Source organism: Bradyrhizobium cosmicum (genome assembly GCF_032290525.1).
Classification (GTDB): Bacteria; Pseudomonadota; Alphaproteobacteria; order Rhizobiales; family Xanthobacteraceae; genus Bradyrhizobium; species Bradyrhizobium cosmicum_A.
In genome coordinates this window covers 175,231-191,481 of the sequence record NZ_JASXTA010000015.1, presented here as the reverse complement: position 1 = coordinate 191,481, position 16,251 = coordinate 175,231, and the positions used below count along the sequence as shown (strand labels likewise).

The following is a 16,251-nucleotide window of genomic DNA, read 5'->3' as shown; positions in this document are numbered from 1 at the left end:
TGCCCGGTCGCGACCATGGCGATGGCGTTTATTTTGCTGCGTTTTTGGCCGTTGAACCCAGACTTGTCCAATTCCCACCCATATGGCGGATGACCCCCGCAGTCCGGGCTCTGACGCCGTCAGGCGTCACGGTGAGTTGAATAGGCAGGCGGGTGACAACTTCTTGGCTGCACCGCGGTTGAATCGCGAACACAGGAACTAGGCATGATCGGCGCGCTCGCCCGCAAGTTTTTCGGCTCCGCCAACGACCGGCGGGTGAAGGGATATCAGTCCCGCGTCAACGCGATCAACGCGCTGGAGGCAGAGGTCTCGAAACTCTCCGACGAGGCGCTCAAGGCCCGCACCGCCGAGTTCAGGAAGCAGCTCGCCGAAGGCAAGACGCTCGACGACCTGCTAGTCCCGGCCTTCGCCACCGTGCGCGAGGCCGCCAAGCGCACGCTCGGCCAGCGCCATTTCGACGTCCAGCTGATCGGCGGCATGGTGCTGCACGAGGGCGACATCGCCGAGATGAAGACCGGCGAAGGCAAGACGCTGGTCGCAACGCTCGCGGTCTACCTCAACGCGCTCGCCGGCAAGGGCGTCCACGTCGTCACCGTCAACGATTACCTCGCCCGCCGCGACTCCGCCTGGATGGGCCAGATCTACGGCTTCCTCGGCCTCACCACCGGCGTGATCGTCCACGGCCTCGACGATGCCGAGCGCAAGGCGGCCTATGCCTGCGACATCACCTACGGCACCAACAACGAATACGGCTTCGACTATCTGCGCGACAACATGAAGTACCGGCTCGAGGACATGGTCCAGCGGCCGCACTTCTATGCCATCGTCGACGAGGTCGACTCGATCCTGATCGACGAAGCGCGCACGCCGCTGATCATCTCCGGCCCGCTCGACGACCGCTCGGACTTCTACAACACCATCGACTCGTTCCTGCCCAGGCTCGACAAGAGCGACTACGACGTCGACGAGAAGCAGCGCACGGTGACGCTGACCGAAGCTGGCATGGAGAAGATCGAGACCCTGCTGCGCGATGCCGGCCAGCTCAAGGGCGAGTCGCTCTACGACGTCGAGAACGTCTCCGTCGTGCACCACATCAACCAGGCGCTGCGCGCCCACACCCTGTTCACGCGTGACAAGGACTACATCGTCCGCGACGACGAGGTCGTGATCATCGACGAGTTCACCGGCCGCATGATGGCGGGCCGGCGCTATTCCGAAGGTCTGCACCAGGCGCTGGAAGCCAAGGAGCACGTCCAGGTCCAGCCGGAAAACCAGACGCTGGCCTCGATCACCTTCCAGAACTATTTCCGGATGTACGAAAAGCTCGCCGGCATGACCGGTACGGCGCTGACGGAAGCCGACGAACTGTTCGACATCTACAAGCTCGAGGTCGTCGAAATACCGACCAATCTGCCGGTCGCCCGTCTGGACGAGGACGACGAGGTCTATCGCACCCAGAACGAGAAATACGCCGCGATCCTGGCCGAGATCGAGCGCGCCAATGCGCGGCTGCAGCCGGTGCTGGTCGGCACCGCCTCGATCGAAAAATCGGAAGTGATCGCCGAATACCTCAAGAAGCACGGCTACCGGCAGATCGATTTCGGCAACGAGAACTCGATGCAGAAGCTGTATGCGGCGGCGCGCGCCAACAAGCCGGCCAAGCTGTTCGCGGTGCTGAACGCGCGCTTCCACGAGCAGGAAGCCTACATCGTCGCCGAGGCCGGCGTGCCCGGCGCGATCACGATCGCGACCAACATGGCGGGACGCGGCACCGACATCAAACTCGGCGGCTCGCTCGAGATGCGCATCCAGCAGGAGACTGCCGGCATCGAGGACGAGGCCGAGAAGGCGAAGAAGATCGAGCAGATCAAGGCCGACATCGAGCATTTCCGCGAGATCGTGCTGAAGGCCGAGGAAGAGATCGAGATCGAGCCGGCCAAGGGTTCCAAGCCAGCCAAGACCGTGAAGAAGCCCGGCGGCCTCTACATCATGGGTTCCGAGCGCCACGAATCCCGCCGCATCGACAACCAGCTCCGCGGCCGTTCCGGCCGTCAGGGTGACCCCGGCCGCTCGAAGTTCTTCCTGTCGCTGGAAGACGATCTGATGCGTATCTTCGGCTCGGATCGTCTCGACAGCATGCTGCAGCGTCTCGGCCTGAAGGAAGGCGAGGCGATCATCCATCCCTGGATCAACAAGGCGCTCGAGAAGGCGCAGCAGAAGGTCGAGGCACGCAACTTCGACATCCGCAAGAACCTCTTGAAGTTCGACAACGTCCAGAACGACCAGCGCAAGGTGATCTTCGACCAGCGCATCGATCTGATGAAGGACGAGAGCGTCGCCGAGACCGTCTCCGACATGCGCCACGCCTTCATCGACGACCTCGTCGCCAAGCACGTGCCCGAGCACGCCTATGCCGAGCAGTGGGACGTCGCCGGCCTGAAGGAAGAGCTTAAGCGCGTGCTCGATCTCGACCTGCCGGTCGAGGACTGGGCCAAGGAAGAGGGCATCGCCGACGAGGAGCTGCTGACCCGCATCGAGACCCGCGCCGACGAGCACATGGCGGCCAAGGTCGCGCAATGGGGTCCCGATGTGATGCGTTACGTCGAGAAGACCATCCTCTTGCAGACGCTCGACCATCTCTGGCGCGAGCACCTGATCATGCTCGACCATCTGCGCCAGGTCATCGGCCTGCGCGGTTACGGCCAGCGCGATCCGCTGCAGGAGTACAAGACCGAGGCCTTCAATCTCTTCCAGGAGATGAGCGCTCATCTGCGCGAGGCCGTCACGGCGCAGCTGATGCGGGTCGAGATCGTCCCGCCGGAGCAGGAAGCCCCGGTGCTGCCGCCGATGGAAGCGCACAAGTTCGACCCGAACACCGGCGAGGACGAGATGGCGCTCGCCAGCGTCACGCTAGGAGCGCAGGCCACCGAGGCGGCGCTGCGCGATCCCAAGAACCCGGCATCCTGGGGCAAGATCGGCCGCAACGAGGACTGCCCCTGCGGCTCGGGCAAGAAGTACAAGCACTGCCACGGGCGGTATGCTTAAGGTCTGAATGTGAGGCGCGACGCCGGCGCCTCACTCTCCGCAGTCGTCGCCCGGTTTAGCCGGGCAACCCAGTTCGCCGCGGCTTCTCGGTTCAATCACATCAGTCTCTGGAATACTGGATCGCCCGATTAAATCGGGCGATGACAGCGAGTATGTGGCACGCACCGCGCTTCGATTGTCCGGGATGACGTATTGAGAGAGCGCGCTGAACCACCACTCAATTCGAGCTATCGATCAAGCTCTCCAGCAGCCGCTTCAGCTCGCTCGTCGATTTGTCGCCGTAGCTTTCCAGGATGTGCTCCTCCTGATCCACCGCGAGCGAGTTGAGCTTCTTGCACAGCACCTTGCCGCGGTCGGAGATGAACATCAAAACCTTGCGGCGGTCGTTCGGGTCCTGCACGCGATAGACCAGCGTGTCGGAGACCATGCGGTCGATCATCTTGGTCAGCGTCGGATGGTTGAGCAGCACGGCGTCGGCAAGCTCGCCCATCGAATGGCCGTAGCCGTCCGACAGCACCTTCAGGGTGCGCCACTGCTCGACGGGAACGCCTTCCTTGCTCAGGCGGAGTTCCAGCTGCCGGTTGATCTCCCGGTTGGCCTGCGCGAGCAGATAAGCGAGATGTTCGGTGATTGGAGCGTTCGGTTTTGCCACGGCTAAGACTTCGTCTTGACCCAATTGAGTGAATGTCTTGCAATCAATGCTGCATCTATATGCACTTCAATTGTTGAATATTCAATATTTTCAAAATAGGATCATTGCCTAACAAAAGGGCGGAAGCCGCGGCCGCCTGCTCAATGTGCTTTCAGGTCTGGTGCCAGACAGGAGTTGGCGTGCGCGCGACGGTAAACTTCCCGGCTCACGGCGGTCCGGCGTTGCCGCCGTCCCTGCTGTTCAGGAATCTGTCGTCGTCGGCGGACGACTTCGATCTGTCCCCGGTTGACGCGCATTTCATGAGGCGCCGCGGTGCGCGCAACAAGCTGCGCATCGGCAATTTCCTCACCTTCACCGGCTCGCCCGGAATCTGGGGCCCGACCTCCACCAACAGCGCGATGCTGGCGGTCGCCGAGATCAACAAGCGCGGCGGCATTCTGGGGCGCGAGCTGGAGCTGTCGATCTATGATTCCGGCGGCCCGATCGACGAGGTGGTGCGCCGCGCCGAGCAGGCGATCGCCTTCGACGAGATCGACCTCATCATGGGCTCGCATATCAGCGCGGTCCGCGTCGCGCTGCGCAAGGTCACCGGCAACCGCATCCCCTACATCTACACGCCGGTCTATGAGGGCGGCGAGCGCACCCCGGGTGTGATGGCGATCGGCGAGACGCCGCGCTGGCAGAGCCGCCCCGCCATTCACTGGCTGGCGGATGTGAAGAAGGCGGCGCGCTGGTACCTGATCGGCAGCGACTATGTTTGGCCGTGGCAGTCGCATCGTTCGGTCAAGCGCTACATCAAGGAGGCCGGCGGTCAGGTCGTCGGCGAGGAATTCGTCCCCGTCGGTGAGGACAATCACGAGCCGCATCTGGCCCGCATCCGCGCCGCCAAGCCTGACGTCGTGCTGATCTCGCTGATCGGCACCGACAGCATCACCTTCAACCGCGCCTTCGCGGAAGCCGGCCTTGGCCCCTCCACGCTGCGGCTGGCGGGCGCGATGGACGAGACCGTGCTGCTCGGCATCGGCGCCGACAACACCGAGAACCTGTTCTGCGCCTCCGGCTATTTCAACGGTATGGTCTCGCGCGCCAATGACGAGTTTCTTGGCGCCTATTATTCCATGTTTGGCCCGCATGCGCCGCCGGTCGGCTCCGTCGGCCAGTCGAACTATGAGGGGCTGCGCTTCCTGGAGTCCGTCGCCAATCGCGCCGGCTCGCTGGCCTTTCGTCCGCTGCTGAAGGCCGCGCGCAACACCGTCTATTCGGCGGGCCGCGGTCCCGTCACCATCCGCGACGGCCGCGCCGAGATGCCGATGTATCTCGCCGAAGCGGACGGTCTCGACTTCAGGCTCGTCAAGACGCTCTGACATCCGGCTGCTGATCCGCCGCAGTCGATTTGTGAAATAATACTTGAAAAGGAAAATATTTCCGTCTGTAATATCGACGTGAAGCCGCTTGGCCCGCGCTGTGCAGGCGCGGGCCAAGCGGCTTCCGTCCAACGCCAGGGATCAAGAAGCCTCAAGGAGAGCGCCGTGACAGTTGTCCTTCCAACGCCTGCCCAATTGCGCAGCGTCGCCGACCAGTGCGGTCTCGCACTCACCGACGACGATGTCGCCTCGTTCCGCGGCCTGATGCAGGGCTCGATCGAGGCCTACAATCTCGTCGGCGCGATGCCGGACGAGGTCCCGGAGGTCAAATATCCGCGCACGCCGGGCTATCGGCCGTCTCCGGAAGAAAACCCCCGCAACGCCTGGTACCGCAAGTCGACGGTGAAGGGCGCTGCCAGCGGCAAGCTCAAGGGCAAGACGGTCGCGCTGAAAGACAACATCATGCTGGCCGGCGTGCCCATGATGAACGGCTCGGCGACGCTCGAGGGCTACGTCCCCGATTTCGACGCCACCATCGTCACCCGCATGCTCGATGCCGGCGCCGAGATCGCCGGCAAGGTCCATTGCGAATCCTTCTGCATGTCCGGCGGCAGCCACACCGGTGCGGTCGGGGCGGTGCATAATCCGCACAAGATGGGCTATTCGGCCGGCGGCTCGTCCTCGGGCTCAGGCGTCGTCGTCGCGCTCGGCGAGGTCGATATGGCGATCGGCGGCGACCAGGGCGGTTCGATCCGCATGCCGTCCTCGTTCTGCGGCACCTACGGCATGAAGCCGACCTGGGGCCTCGTGCCCTATACCGGCATCATGCCGATCGAGATCTTCGTCGATCATACCGGCCCGATGACGGCGACGGTGGCCGACAACGCGCTGCTGCTCGAAGTGCTCGCCGGTGACGACGGCTACGATCCGCGCATCAAGTCGCCCCAGGTCGAGGATTACACCAAGGCGCTCGGCCAGGGCGTCAAGGGCATGAAGATCGGCATCCTCAAGGAAGGTTTTGAGCAGGCGAACGCCGAGGCTGCTGTCAACGAAAGCGTGCGCGAGGCCGCAAAACGCTTCAAGGATCTCGGCGCCACCGTCGAGACGGTCTCGATCCCGATGCATCTCATGGGACCCGCGATCTGGACGCCGATCGGCACCGAGGGCATGACCCAGACCATGATGTATGGCGATGGTTATGGCCTGTCCCGCGGCGATCTCTATTCGACCTCGCTGATGGACTTCCATCGCGGCTGGCGCCGGCAGGCGGACTCGCTGTCCGAGACCACAAAGCTGTTCCTGCTGCTCGGCACCTACATCAACAACAATTTTGGTCCGCGGTACTACGGCAAGGCGCTCAACGTCTCGCGCCGCCTCACAGCGGCCTACGACAAGGCCTTCAAGGACTACGACCTGCTGCTGCTGCCGACCACGCCGATGAAGGCGACCAAGCTGCCGGAGCCGACTGCGAGCCGCGAGGACTACGTCGCCCGCGCGCTGGAGATGATCTCGAACACCGCGCCGTTCGACATCACCCACCATCCCGCGATGTCGCTGCCCTGCGGCATGGTCGACGGCCTGCCCGTCGGCCTGATGCTGGTCGGCCGCATGTTCGAGGAATCCACCATCTACCGCGCCGCCCATGCTTTCGAGCAGATCGGCGACTGGAAGACGATGTGAGCGAGGCTTTGATGCAGACGGACGGAACGCCAGAGCGTTTTCGAGCCATCGGAACGGGAGAGGCTCTGGCGCATGGCTAACGCGTTCGTCGCGGCGTTCGAGATCCTGAGCTTCGGCGCGATCATCGTCCTGATCGTGCTGGGGCTCGGGATCATCGCCAGCATGATGGGCATCTTCAACTTCGCGCAGGGCGAGTTCGTCCTGCTCGGAGCCTACATCACCTATCTCGCCTACGCCAAGGGCATGCCGATCTGGGCCGGCATGGTCGCTGCGCCCTTCGTGGTCGGCGCGCTCGGCTTCGTGCTGGAGGCGCTGATCATCCGCCGCTTCTACGCCGCGCCGATCGTCGCCATGCTCGGCACCTATGCGCTCGGTCTCATCATCCGCGAATCCGTTCGCGGCCTGATCGGAGGCTTCTATCTCACCGTGCCGGAGCCGATCGGCGGCTCCATCGACATCGGCGCCATGCACATCTCGGCCTGGCGCTTCACCATCATCGTCATCACGCTGCTGGTGATGGCGGGCTGCTATCTCCTGCTGTCACGCACGAGCTTTGGCCTGCGCATGCGCGCCACGCTGGAAAATCCGTCGCTGGCGCGGGCTTCGGGCATTTCCACGCCGTTGATGTACGGTGCCACCTTCGCGTTCGGCTCCGCGCTCGCCGGGCTCGCCGGCGCGCTGATCGTGCCCGTGTTCAGCCTCTATGCCGATCTCGGCCTGCGCTTCCTGATCCAGGGCTTTGTCGCGGTGATGGTCGGCGGCGTCGGCTCGTTCATCGGACCGGTCGCGGGCGCCGGCGTCATCGGCACGCTCAGCGCCGCGCTGCCATGGGTGATGGCGCCCGTCGTCGCCGATGTTCTCGTTTTCGTTCTCGCCATCGTCTTCATCAAGTTCCGGCCACAGGGCCTCATCGCTGGAAAAGGGGTTTAGTCACATGTTGGATCGTGCTCAGCTTACGCGTCGCCGCTTCCTCTCCAATTTCGCCTTTGCGTCCGGCGCGGTCGCGACCGGCATCGGCAGCTGGGTGATCCCGGCCCCCTGGGCCAATGCAGCGGAGGGTCCGATCAAGGTCGGCATCGCCACCGACCTCACCGGTCCGATCGCCTATGCCGGCAATGCCGACGCCAACGTCGCCAAGATGGTGATCAAGGAGATCAACACCGCCGGCGGCTTGCTCGGCCGCCCGCTCGAGCTCTACATCGAGGACACCGCATCCAACGAATCCGTCGCCGTCGGCAACGTGCGCAAGCTGATCCAGCGCGACAAGGTCGACATGGTGCTGGGCGGCATCACCTCGTCGATGCGCAACGCGATCAAGGACCCGATCGTGGCGCGCGGCAAGACGCTCTACATCTATCCGCAGCTCTATGAAGGCAAGGAGTGCACGCCCTACCTGTTCTGCACCGGGCCGACGCCGGCGCAGCAATGCGACGAATTCATTCCCTGGCTGATCAAGAACGGCGGCAAGAAATTCGCGCTGCCGAGCGCCAACTATGTCTGGCCGCACACGCTCAACGTCTACGCCCGCAAGGTGATCGAGCAGAACGGCGGCGAGGTCGTGTTCGAGGAGTATTATCCGCTCGACCAGGTCGACTTCTCCTCGACGGTCAACCGCATCATCTCCAACAAGGTCGACGTCGTCTTCAACACCGTCATTCCGCCCGGCGTCGGCCCGTTCTTCAAGCAGCTCTATGAAGCCGGCTTCCTCAAGAACGGCGGGCGTCTGGCCTGCGTCTACTACGATGAGAACACGCTCAACATAAATCAGGCGAGCGAGATCGAAGGCCTCGCCAGCTGTCTCGACTATTTCAAGGTGTTGACCAAGGAGAACCCGTTCGACGCCAAGATCCAGGCGGCCTACGAGAAAGATTTTCCGGGCAACTTCCTGTTTGCCGCCGGCAGCGCCGCGACCGGCACCTATCGTGGCCTCAAGCTCTGGGAAGCCGCCGTCAAGGAAGCCGGCAAGATCGATCGCGAGTCGGTCGCCGCCGCGCTCGATCACGCCAAGATCGCGGAGGGCCCGGGTGGACCTGCCGAGATGGTGCCGGGCAAGCGTCATTGCAAGATGAAGATGTACACCGCGGTCGCCAAGGGCGGGAACTACGAGATCGTCGGGCGCAGCAACGGGCTCGTCGACCCCAAGGAATGCTAAATTCGAATGCCGAAGTCGATGGGCGCAGTGAAGCAGGCCGTCCCCGCCGAAATCGGCGGGGAGGCGGACGTTGCGATGGCCAATAGTACCACGGGACAGGCCACGGCCACGGCAGGACGAAAGATCCTGCCGATCGTGGAGGGCGTCGTGCTCGTCGCAGCGCTGCTCGCGCCGCTGGTGCTGCAGGACTATCTCACGGTGTTCGCGACCCGCGTGATCATCCTCGCGCTGTTCGCGCTGTCGTTCGATCTGGTCTGGGGCTATGCCGGCATCATGAGCTTTGGCCAGGCCCTGTTCTTCGGCTCGGCCGGCTATGGCGTCGCGCTGCTCGCGCGCGACCTCGACATCACCAATATCTTTCTGGTGCTGCCGGCGGGGACACTGATCGGCCTGACCTTCGCGCTGCTGCTCGGCGGCTTCCTGCTGCTGGGCCGGCATCCCTCCAGCGTGGTCTTCGTGTCGCTGGGCACGCTCACCGGCTCCTACGCCGCCGATCGCCTGGCGCGCGGCTGGTACTATCTCGGCGGCCAGAACGGCATCCCCTCGATCGCGCCGATGTCGCTTGGCTCTTACGAGTTCACTGAAGGGCCTTCCTTCTACTACCTCGTGCTCGGCATCCTCGTCGTGGTCTATCTGCTGTGCCGCTTCCTGGTCCGCTCACAGTTTGGCCTTGCGCTCGCGGGCTTGCGCGAGAACGAGCAGCGCATCGCCTTCTTCGGCTACAAGGCGCAGCATCTGAAAGCGATCATCTTCGCGATCGGCGGGGCGGTCGCGGGCCTTGCCGGCAGCCTTTATGCCTTTCACGAAGGTTTCGTCTGGCCCAACATGGTCGGCGTCGTTGTCTCGACCCAGGTCGTGCTTTACGTCTTGTTCGGCGGCTCCGGCACGCTGATCGGCGCCGTCATCGGTGCCGTCATCGTCGAGGGCGTCAGCTTCTGGCTCTCGGACAATTACCGCGACATCTGGCCGATCATTCTGGGCTTGCTGCTGCTGCTCGTGATCCTGTTCCGGCCACTCGGCCTGATCAGTTTTGTCCTTGGCGAGCGCGAGCGCGTCGGCAGCTTCGGTGCCAAGGCCAAGGAGAGCAAAGAGGAGAAGCGCAATGCTCCTTGAAGCCGCTGGCATCAAGAAGGTCTTCGGCAAGCTCACGGCGCTCGACGGCGCCGCGCTCACCGTCGGCGAGAACGAGTTTCACGGTCTGATAGGCCCGAACGGCTCCGGCAAGAGCACGCTGATGAAGTGCATTGCCGGCGCGGAGGTGCCGACGCAAGGCAAGGTGAGCTTCATCAACACCGATATCACGGCGTTCACGCCGACCGAGCGTGCCCGGGCCGGCATGAGCCTGAAATTCCAGATCACCAGCGTGCTGCCGACGTTGACGCTGTACGACAACATCCTGCTCGCGCTGCAGGCGCAGTCCTCGCTGTTCGATCTGGTGTTGTCGCGCACCCGCAGGCTCCTGCACGACCAGGTCATGACCATGCTCGCCCAGTTTCGCCTTGCCGATCGTGCCTTCGATGCCGCCGCGGCGCTGTCGCATGGCCAACAGCAATGGCTGGAGATCGCGATGGCGCTCGCGGGCAAACCCAGACTTCTGTTGCTCGACGAGCCGACCGGCGGCATGAGCCTGGAGGAGCGCCGCGTCACCGGCGAATTGCTGCAGCCGATCAAGCGGCATTGCTCGCTCGTCATTGTCGAGCACGATCTCGATTTCATCCGCGACATCTGCGATCGCCTCACCGTGCTCGACCAGGGCAAGGTGCTGGCGTCCGGCACGGTATCGGAAATCCAGGCCAACAAAGCCGTCCAGGAGATTTATCTGCGCCGTGCCTGAATTTTTGGACATCAAGCATCTCGACGCGGGCTATGGCCGCAGCCAGGTCCTGTTCGACGTCACCCTCGGCATCCCCTGGCGCGGCGGCGTCGCCGTGCTCGGGCGCAACGGCGCGGGCAAGACCACGCTGATGAAGACGATCGTCGGCGAGCTGCCGGCGTGGAAGGGCGAGGTCGCCTTCGACGGCCGCGACATCAGCCGCCGCGCCACCCAGGAGCGCGTCCGCGCCGGCATCGGCTATGTGCCGCAGGAGCATTCGGTGTTCGCGCGCCTGTCGGTGCGCGACAATCTCGCGGTCGGCTCGCTCGCGAGCCGGAAGGCCGATGCCGTCGACCACGTCCTGGCCATCTTCCCGAAGCTCGGCCAGCGCCTCGATCAGCCCGCCGGCACCCTCTCCGGCGGCGAACGCAAGATGCTCGCGATCGGCCGCGCCATGCTCGGCGATCCCAAGCTATTGCTGCTGGACGAGCCGACCGAAGGCGTCTGGATCGGCGTGATCGAGGAGATCACCGAACGCCTGATCGAGCTCGCCAAGAACATCGCCGTCATCATCGTCGAGCAGCACCTCGACCTGGCGCTGCGCGTCGCGGACTACGCGTATGTGCTGGATCGCGGAAGAGTCGCGCTGCAGGGGCAGGCGGGGGATGTGCGGGGTAACCCGGAACTGCTGCGGTATCTGGCGCCGTAGTTACGGCGTGCTGCGAATTCGAGACCATCTCTCACACCGCGCGCCTGTGTCAGTTCCGTCATTCTGAGGTGCGAGCCGCGCGGTGCAAATGCAGCGCGTAGCGAGCCTCGAAGGATGAACGGCCGAGCTGCCAGCCGGGCCGTCGCCCTTCGAGGGCCGCTGAAGAAGCGGCCACCTCAGGGTGACGGGGAAGGATGGTCGATAGAGGAAACGATCGAGACCGAAATACGAACGGTCTCTTTACTTCACCGCCCCAAACCGGCTCTCGAACGAGTTCGACTGCACCACCGGCGCGGCTCCCATGAACTGGGTCGCCTCACCCGCACCATCGGACACCGACGGTTTCAGCGCCGGGCGCGTCGCGGCGAGGCGGGTGTCGGGCTGCTGCTGCTTCGGCGGCTCCGCGGGCTTGGCCGCGGCGACTGCCGGCTTTGGCGCGTCCTTTGCTGCTTCCTTGGCCGTATCGCGGCCGGGCACGAAGCGGGTCACCGCGGCCTTCAGCCGCGACGCTGCGGTCGGCGGCGTCGTGGTCGTGGCAGCCGGAGCGACAGACGCTGTGGCCTGCGGCGGTGGCGTGGTCGCCGTGGTGTCGGCGGTGCCCATGCCCATCTTGCGACCGAGGTTGGAGAAGAAGCCGCCGCTGGATTTCTCGGCCGGCGCGGCCGCAGCGACGCGCGTGTTGGTCGCAGCCGCGCTGACGGCGACGACCGGCTCTTCCTGCGGCGCGACTGCTGCCACATCGAGGTTCGGCTTGGGCGGATTGACGTGGCCGGGGATGGTGCCCGGCGCCTTCGCCATCGCCAGCATCTGCAAGGTGGTGCCTTCGGCGCCTTCCGACAGGCCGGTCGATCCCTCCGGAATCTTGGCGGCAAAGATCTTGTTCATGCCACCGTCGATGCCGGTGTTCATGCGCGCCACCGGCGTGCCGCGCGAAACCAGCTTGTTGTATTCGGCCTGGTCGCGCTGGTCCTTCTCGCGCACGGCGCTGGCGATCTCGTCAGGGATCACATAGGCCGGACACTTTGCCGAGGCGTCGAACACCGGATCGCGCTTCGCATCGGGCGGCTTGGCCGCGTCGAAGACGTATTTCTTCTCGCAGAAATCGACCTTCGGCTCCTGCCGCGTCACCTCGAAATGATCATAGCCTTCCTTGATCATCTTCCAGAACGGCATGTTCGGATTGTTCCGGTGCTTGGCCATGTTCACCGGCGTCATCTTGAACGGATAGGCCTGCAGCTGGAACGCCTTCTGGCCGCCGAAGAAGGACTCGCGCCCGAGCGAGTAGATCTCCGCGATCTGCTCGTCCGTCATCGCGTAGCAGCCGCGCGAGGAGCAATCGCCATGCACCATGAGCTGCGAGCCGGTGCGACCCAAAGCCTTGTCGAACGCGTTCGGGTAGCCGGTGTTGAACGAGAGATAGTACGCGGACTGCGGATTCATCTGGCCCGGATTGATCGAGTAGAATCCTTCCGGCGCCTGGCGGTCGCCTTCGCGCACCTTCGGTCCGAGATCGCCCGACCAACGGCAGATCGGATAGGTCTTGAGCAGCGCGAACTTGCCGCCTCGGGTCTGCTTCCAGACCTCGAGCTCGGCCTCCTGCTTGAACAGGCGGACCAGGATCGGCGATTGCAGGTCCATGTCCTTCTCGACCATCGCGGCGAGAAGCTTCGGCGGCACCGGCTGGTTGGCCTTGGCGTTGGTCGCGAGCGAAACCTGGTCGGTATCGCAGCCGGCCAGCAGAACACTGGCCGTCATCAGCGCAACCGAAGCCAAGAGCGCGCGAGCAAGCGAGCTAGTGATCAAGACGAACCCCACACCGTGCCGGGCAGAGAGCGCGAACCCCAATTGTTTTGAAGCATGATCCGACCGGAGACCCCGGGCCCGTCACGACGGGTTTTTCGCAACCACGCTCCAGCGCTTATGCCCTGAAGCCATTGATTAAAATTCTAACCTCTGGGTCATGTGGTCGCAACCCGAGCGGGGATCACGAGCCCGTTGGCCCAGTGGCATGGTCAACGAACACTAAATGGACGCGACTTTGGGCCTTACTTAGACTTTCCGGCCCAACCGGAACAGAGATCGCTGATTTGGGCAAAAAAAGGGTTAACGCGAGGTTACCGGGGGCGGTCTCTCGTGCCCCGGACGCAGCGCAGCGCTCCTTCAGCGGTGCGCTGCCGAGCCGGGGCCCATGCTTGAGGCGACCCGCGGAGCGTGCTGGGTCCCGGCTCTGCGCAGCAGCGTTTCACGCTGCAACGCGTCCGGGACAAGAAAACCAGGCGAATCAGGCCAGTTTCCGGCCGATATCGAGGAATTTCTGCCGCCGTTGCTTGCGGATGGCGTCGCCGTCGAGGCCCCTGAGTTCGTCGAAGGCCTTGGCGATGGCATCGCCCGTGGTGGCGATCATGGCGGCGGGATCGCGATGGGCGCCGCCGACCGGCTCTTTCAGGATGCTGTCGATCACCCCGAAGCGCAGCATGTCCTGGGCGGTGATCTTCATGTTGTTGGCGGCTTCCTGCGCCTTGCTGCCGTCGCGCCAGAGGATGGAGGAGGCGGCCTCGGGCGAGATCACGCTGTAGATCGCGTGCTCCATCATCAAGACCTTGTTGGCGGTGGTGATGGCGATGGCGCCGCCCGACATGCCCTCGCCGGTGATGATGGCGACGTTCGGCACGGTCAGCGCCAGGCAGGCGTCGGTCGAGCGCGCGATCGCCTCGGCCTGGCCACGCTCCTCGGCGCCGATGCCGGGATAGGCGCCGGCGGAATCGGCGAGCGACAGCACCGGCAAGCCGAACCGCTCGGCCATCTCCATCAGCCGCACGCATTTGCGGTAGCCCTCGGGCCGCGCCATGCCGAAATTGTGCTTGATGCGGCTCTCGGTGGAATCGCCCTTCTCCTGGCCCATCACGCAGATCGGCTCACCGCGGAAGCGGCCGAAGCCGGCGACCAGTGCCTCGTCCTCGCCGAACTTGCGGTCGCCGGCGAGCGGGGTGAATTCGGTGATCAGGCCCTTGATGAAGTCGTTGAAATGCGGTCGCTGCGGATGCCGCGCCACCAGAGTCTTCTGCCATGGCGTCAGGTTCAGGTAGAGGTCGGCCAGGGCCTGCGCCGCCTTGTCCTCGATCCGTCCGATCTCTTCGGCGATGTCACTGCCGGAGGCCGCAAGCGTGCGCAATTCGTCGAGCTTGGAATCGAGCTCGGCGACGGGCTTTTCGAAATCGAGATAGCTGCGCATCTGGTCTGGCATCAACTCAATATAGGGAGAACGGGGCGAGGCGGCGAAGCGGATTTGGACCTGCGGAAAGAAGTGTAGATTTGTCAATGAGTTGGCTTGTGCACTCATAGTGAGCCCGCCAAATCATGCGTGAGGCCACGGCTCTTTCTGCGGAGATGTGGCCGAAGTCAAGGCGGTTTCATCCTCGTCCGGGCTGAGCTCTCGTGTCCCGGACGCGCTGCAGCGCTCTTATAGCGCTGCTGCGCAGAGCCGGGACCCGGCAAGTGGCATGGGCCCCGGCTCAGCAGCGCATCGTTTCACGCTGAGCTGCGTCCGGGCACGAGACCTACTTCTCCGCCAGCGGATGCAGGTCACGCACCAGGCTCTTCAGCCGCTCCTCGACCACATGGGTGTAGATCTGTGTCGTCGAGATGTCGGTGTGGCCGAGCAGGGTCTGGACGATGCGCAAATCCGCGCCGTTGTGCAGCAGGTGGCTGGCGAAGGCGTGGCGCAGCACGTGCGGGGAGACCAGCCGGGCCTGCAGCCCCGATGCGACCGCGAGCTCCTTGAGGTCGCGGGCGAAATGCTGCCGCGTCAGGTGCCCGCTCTCGCCGAACGAGGGGAACAGCCATTTCGAGGCGGCGACGTTGCTCTTCTTCTCGCCCTTGGCAGCGTCCGTCGCCGCGAGATAATCCGCCATCGCCTGCCGCGAGGCCTCGTTGAGCGGCACCAGGCGCTCCTTGTTGCCCTTGCCGCGCACCACGATCATGCGGGCGTCGCGCTTGGCCGCCGTGCGCGGCAGCGCCACCAGCTCGGAGACGCGCAGGCCCGTGGCGTAGAGCACCTCGAGCAGGCAATAGAGCCGCAAGGCGCGCAGCCGTTTCGAGGGCGGAGCATCCTCCGACTCGCTCAATTCCTTGGCGCGGCGAAGCATGCGGTCGACATCCGCGGTCGACAGCACTTTCGGCAGGCCGCGGCCGCGCTTGGGGCCGGACAGGATCGCGGCGGGATCGTCGGTCCGGATCCGCTCGTTCAGGAGAAAGCGGTAGAGATGCCGCATCGCCGACAGCCGCCGCGCGACGCTGGTGGATTTGAAGCCGCGGGTGTCGAGATCGGCGAGGTAGTCGCGCAGCGTCTGCGTGTCGGCGTCCGCAAATGTATGGCCGACGCGGCCCAGAAACTCCGAGAAATCGGTGAGGTCGCGGCGGTAGGCATCGAGCGTGTTGGGTCCGGCGCCCTGTTCCGCCGCGAGCATGTCGAGGAACAGGCCGGTGAGCTTCATGTCTGAGGGCTTGGTGCGCATGCCCTGGAGCCTAGCTGCTATTTCTTGAGAAACTTGTCAGGCGGAATCGTCACCGTCATTTCCCGCGGCTTCGGATTGACGAAGTTCGCCAGCGCGAAGACCACGCCATAGACGATGCCGGCGATCACGGCGACGACCGTCAGGAAGCGGAACAGGCTGGGCATCGGGCAAGGTCTCGGAAGAGGGTCGCGAACAGGCAAATTAACCAATGAAATCATCCAACATGTTCGCCGTTTCGTGGCAAGAGTCCTCTGGCGAGGCCCCCTTCGGGGTCGTATAGGTGGCCAAAGCATGCCGCCTTTGGCGGCAGATTGAGCGAGAC

The 16,251-nt window shown here is 64.2% G+C and carries 13 protein-coding genes; 8 read left to right on the top strand and 5 right to left on the bottom strand.

The genetic code is table 11. The annotated features are described in order from the left end of the window. The first annotated feature begins 204 nt into the window (after nt 1-204). Nucleotides 205-3,045, top strand: coding sequence for a preprotein translocase subunit SecA (gene secA, locus QSV46_RS25875; RefSeq protein WP_314958144.1), 2,841 nt, complete (start codon nt 205-207; stop codon nt 3,043-3,045). Nucleotides 3,046-3,262: 217 nt separating this feature from the next. Here the strand turns inward: secA and QSV46_RS25870 are convergent, their stop codons facing one another. Next, nucleotides 3,263-3,697, bottom strand: a complete 435-nt coding sequence (locus QSV46_RS25870) for a MarR family winged helix-turn-helix transcriptional regulator (protein WP_314958142.1) — start codon at nt 3,695-3,697, stop codon at nt 3,263-3,265. Nucleotides 3,698-3,876: 179 nt separating this feature from the next. On the opposite strand from QSV46_RS25870, the gene QSV46_RS25865 reads away from it, so the two are divergent. From QSV46_RS25865 to QSV46_RS25835, 7 genes are all read left to right on the top strand, one after another. After that, nucleotides 3,877-5,061 (top strand): substrate-binding domain-containing protein, encoded by a 1,185-nt coding sequence (locus QSV46_RS25865; protein ID WP_314958141.1) that lies wholly within the window; start codon nt 3,877-3,879, stop codon nt 5,059-5,061. Nucleotides 5,062-5,226: 165 nt separating this feature from the next. After that, nucleotides 5,227-6,741 carry an amidase gene (locus QSV46_RS25860; RefSeq protein ID WP_314958139.1) on the top strand — a complete coding sequence of 505 codons (1,515 nt, stop codon included), beginning with the start codon at nt 5,227-5,229 and terminating at the stop codon, nt 6,739-6,741. Between the two features lie 72 nt (nt 6,742-6,813). Further along, a complete protein-coding gene (locus tag QSV46_RS25855; protein ID WP_314958138.1) occupies nt 6,814-7,671 on the top strand; it encodes a branched-chain amino acid ABC transporter permease in 858 nt (285 codons plus the stop codon). A 4-nt stretch (nt 7,672-7,675) separates the two neighbouring features. Continuing rightward, nucleotides 7,676-8,893, top strand: a complete 1,218-nt coding sequence (locus tag QSV46_RS25850; RefSeq protein ID WP_314958136.1) for a substrate-binding protein — start codon at nt 7,676-7,678, stop codon at nt 8,891-8,893. Between the two features lie 6 nt (nt 8,894-8,899). Continuing rightward, nucleotides 8,900-10,006, top strand: a complete 1,107-nt coding sequence (locus tag QSV46_RS25845; RefSeq protein ID WP_314958134.1) for a branched-chain amino acid ABC transporter permease — start codon at nt 8,900-8,902, stop codon at nt 10,004-10,006. Continuing rightward, complete coding sequence (locus QSV46_RS25840) at nt 9,996-10,727, top strand: ABC transporter ATP-binding protein (RefSeq protein ID WP_314958132.1); 732 nt, start codon at nt 9,996-9,998, stop codon at nt 10,725-10,727. The genes QSV46_RS25845 and QSV46_RS25840 overlap by 11 nt, the downstream gene beginning before the upstream one ends. After that, a complete protein-coding gene (locus QSV46_RS25835) occupies nt 10,720-11,415 on the top strand; it encodes an ABC transporter ATP-binding protein (RefSeq protein WP_314958131.1) in 696 nt (231 codons plus the stop codon). Before QSV46_RS25840 ends, QSV46_RS25835 begins: the two co-directional genes overlap by 8 nt. Before the next feature lie 240 nt (nt 11,416-11,655). Here QSV46_RS25835 and QSV46_RS25830 read toward each other — a convergent pair whose 3' ends face one another. The 4 genes from QSV46_RS25830 to QSV46_RS25815 form a co-directional block, all read right to left on the bottom strand. Continuing rightward, entirely contained in the window at nt 11,656-13,170 is a 1,515-nt protein-coding gene (locus QSV46_RS25830; protein ID WP_314958130.1) for a murein L,D-transpeptidase family protein, read from the bottom strand. A 526-nt stretch (nt 13,171-13,696) separates the two neighbouring features. Then, on the bottom strand, nt 13,697-14,659 hold the full coding sequence (locus QSV46_RS25825) for an acetyl-CoA carboxylase carboxyltransferase subunit alpha (protein ID WP_314958129.1): 963 nt from the start codon (nt 14,657-14,659) through the stop codon (nt 13,697-13,699). A gap of 313 nt (nt 14,660-14,972) precedes the next feature. Next, nucleotides 14,973-15,929 carry a site-specific tyrosine recombinase XerD gene (gene xerD, locus QSV46_RS25820; protein ID WP_314958128.1) on the bottom strand — a complete coding sequence of 319 codons (957 nt, stop codon included), beginning with the start codon at nt 15,927-15,929 and terminating at the stop codon, nt 14,973-14,975. A gap of 17 nt (nt 15,930-15,946) precedes the next feature. Then, nucleotides 15,947-16,093 carry a hypothetical protein gene (locus tag QSV46_RS25815; protein ID WP_035669499.1) on the bottom strand — a complete coding sequence of 49 codons (147 nt, stop codon included), beginning with the start codon at nt 16,091-16,093 and terminating at the stop codon, nt 15,947-15,949. Nucleotides 16,094-16,251 lie beyond the last annotated feature (158 nt).

Excerpts from the sequence above, each read along its gene's own strand:
- QSV46_RS25845 (WP_314958134.1), top strand. The coding sequence starts at position 8,900 with ATGCCGAAGTCGATGGGCGCAGTGAAGCAGGCCGTCCCCGCCGAAATC.
- QSV46_RS25825 (WP_314958129.1), bottom strand. The coding sequence starts at position 14,659 with ATGCCAGACCAGATGCGCAGCTATCTCGATTTCGAAAAGCCCGTCGCC.
- QSV46_RS25815 (WP_035669499.1), bottom strand. The coding sequence starts at position 16,093 with ATGCCCAGCCTGTTCCGCTTCCTGACGGTCGTCGCCGTGATCGCCGGC.
- QSV46_RS25840 (WP_314958132.1), top strand. The coding sequence starts at position 9,996 with ATGCTCCTTGAAGCCGCTGGCATCAAGAAGGTCTTCGGCAAGCTCACG.
- QSV46_RS25830 (WP_314958130.1), bottom strand. The coding sequence starts at position 13,170 with ATGACGGCCAGTGTTCTGCTGGCCGGCTGCGATACCGACCAGGTTTCG.
- QSV46_RS25850 (WP_314958136.1), top strand. The coding sequence starts at position 7,676 with ATGTTGGATCGTGCTCAGCTTACGCGTCGCCGCTTCCTCTCCAATTTC.
- xerD (WP_314958128.1), bottom strand. The coding sequence starts at position 15,929 with ATGCGCACCAAGCCCTCAGACATGAAGCTCACCGGCCTGTTCCTCGAC.
- secA (WP_314958144.1), top strand. The coding sequence starts at position 205 with ATGATCGGCGCGCTCGCCCGCAAGTTTTTCGGCTCCGCCAACGACCGG.
- QSV46_RS25855 (WP_314958138.1), top strand. The coding sequence starts at position 6,814 with ATGGCTAACGCGTTCGTCGCGGCGTTCGAGATCCTGAGCTTCGGCGCG.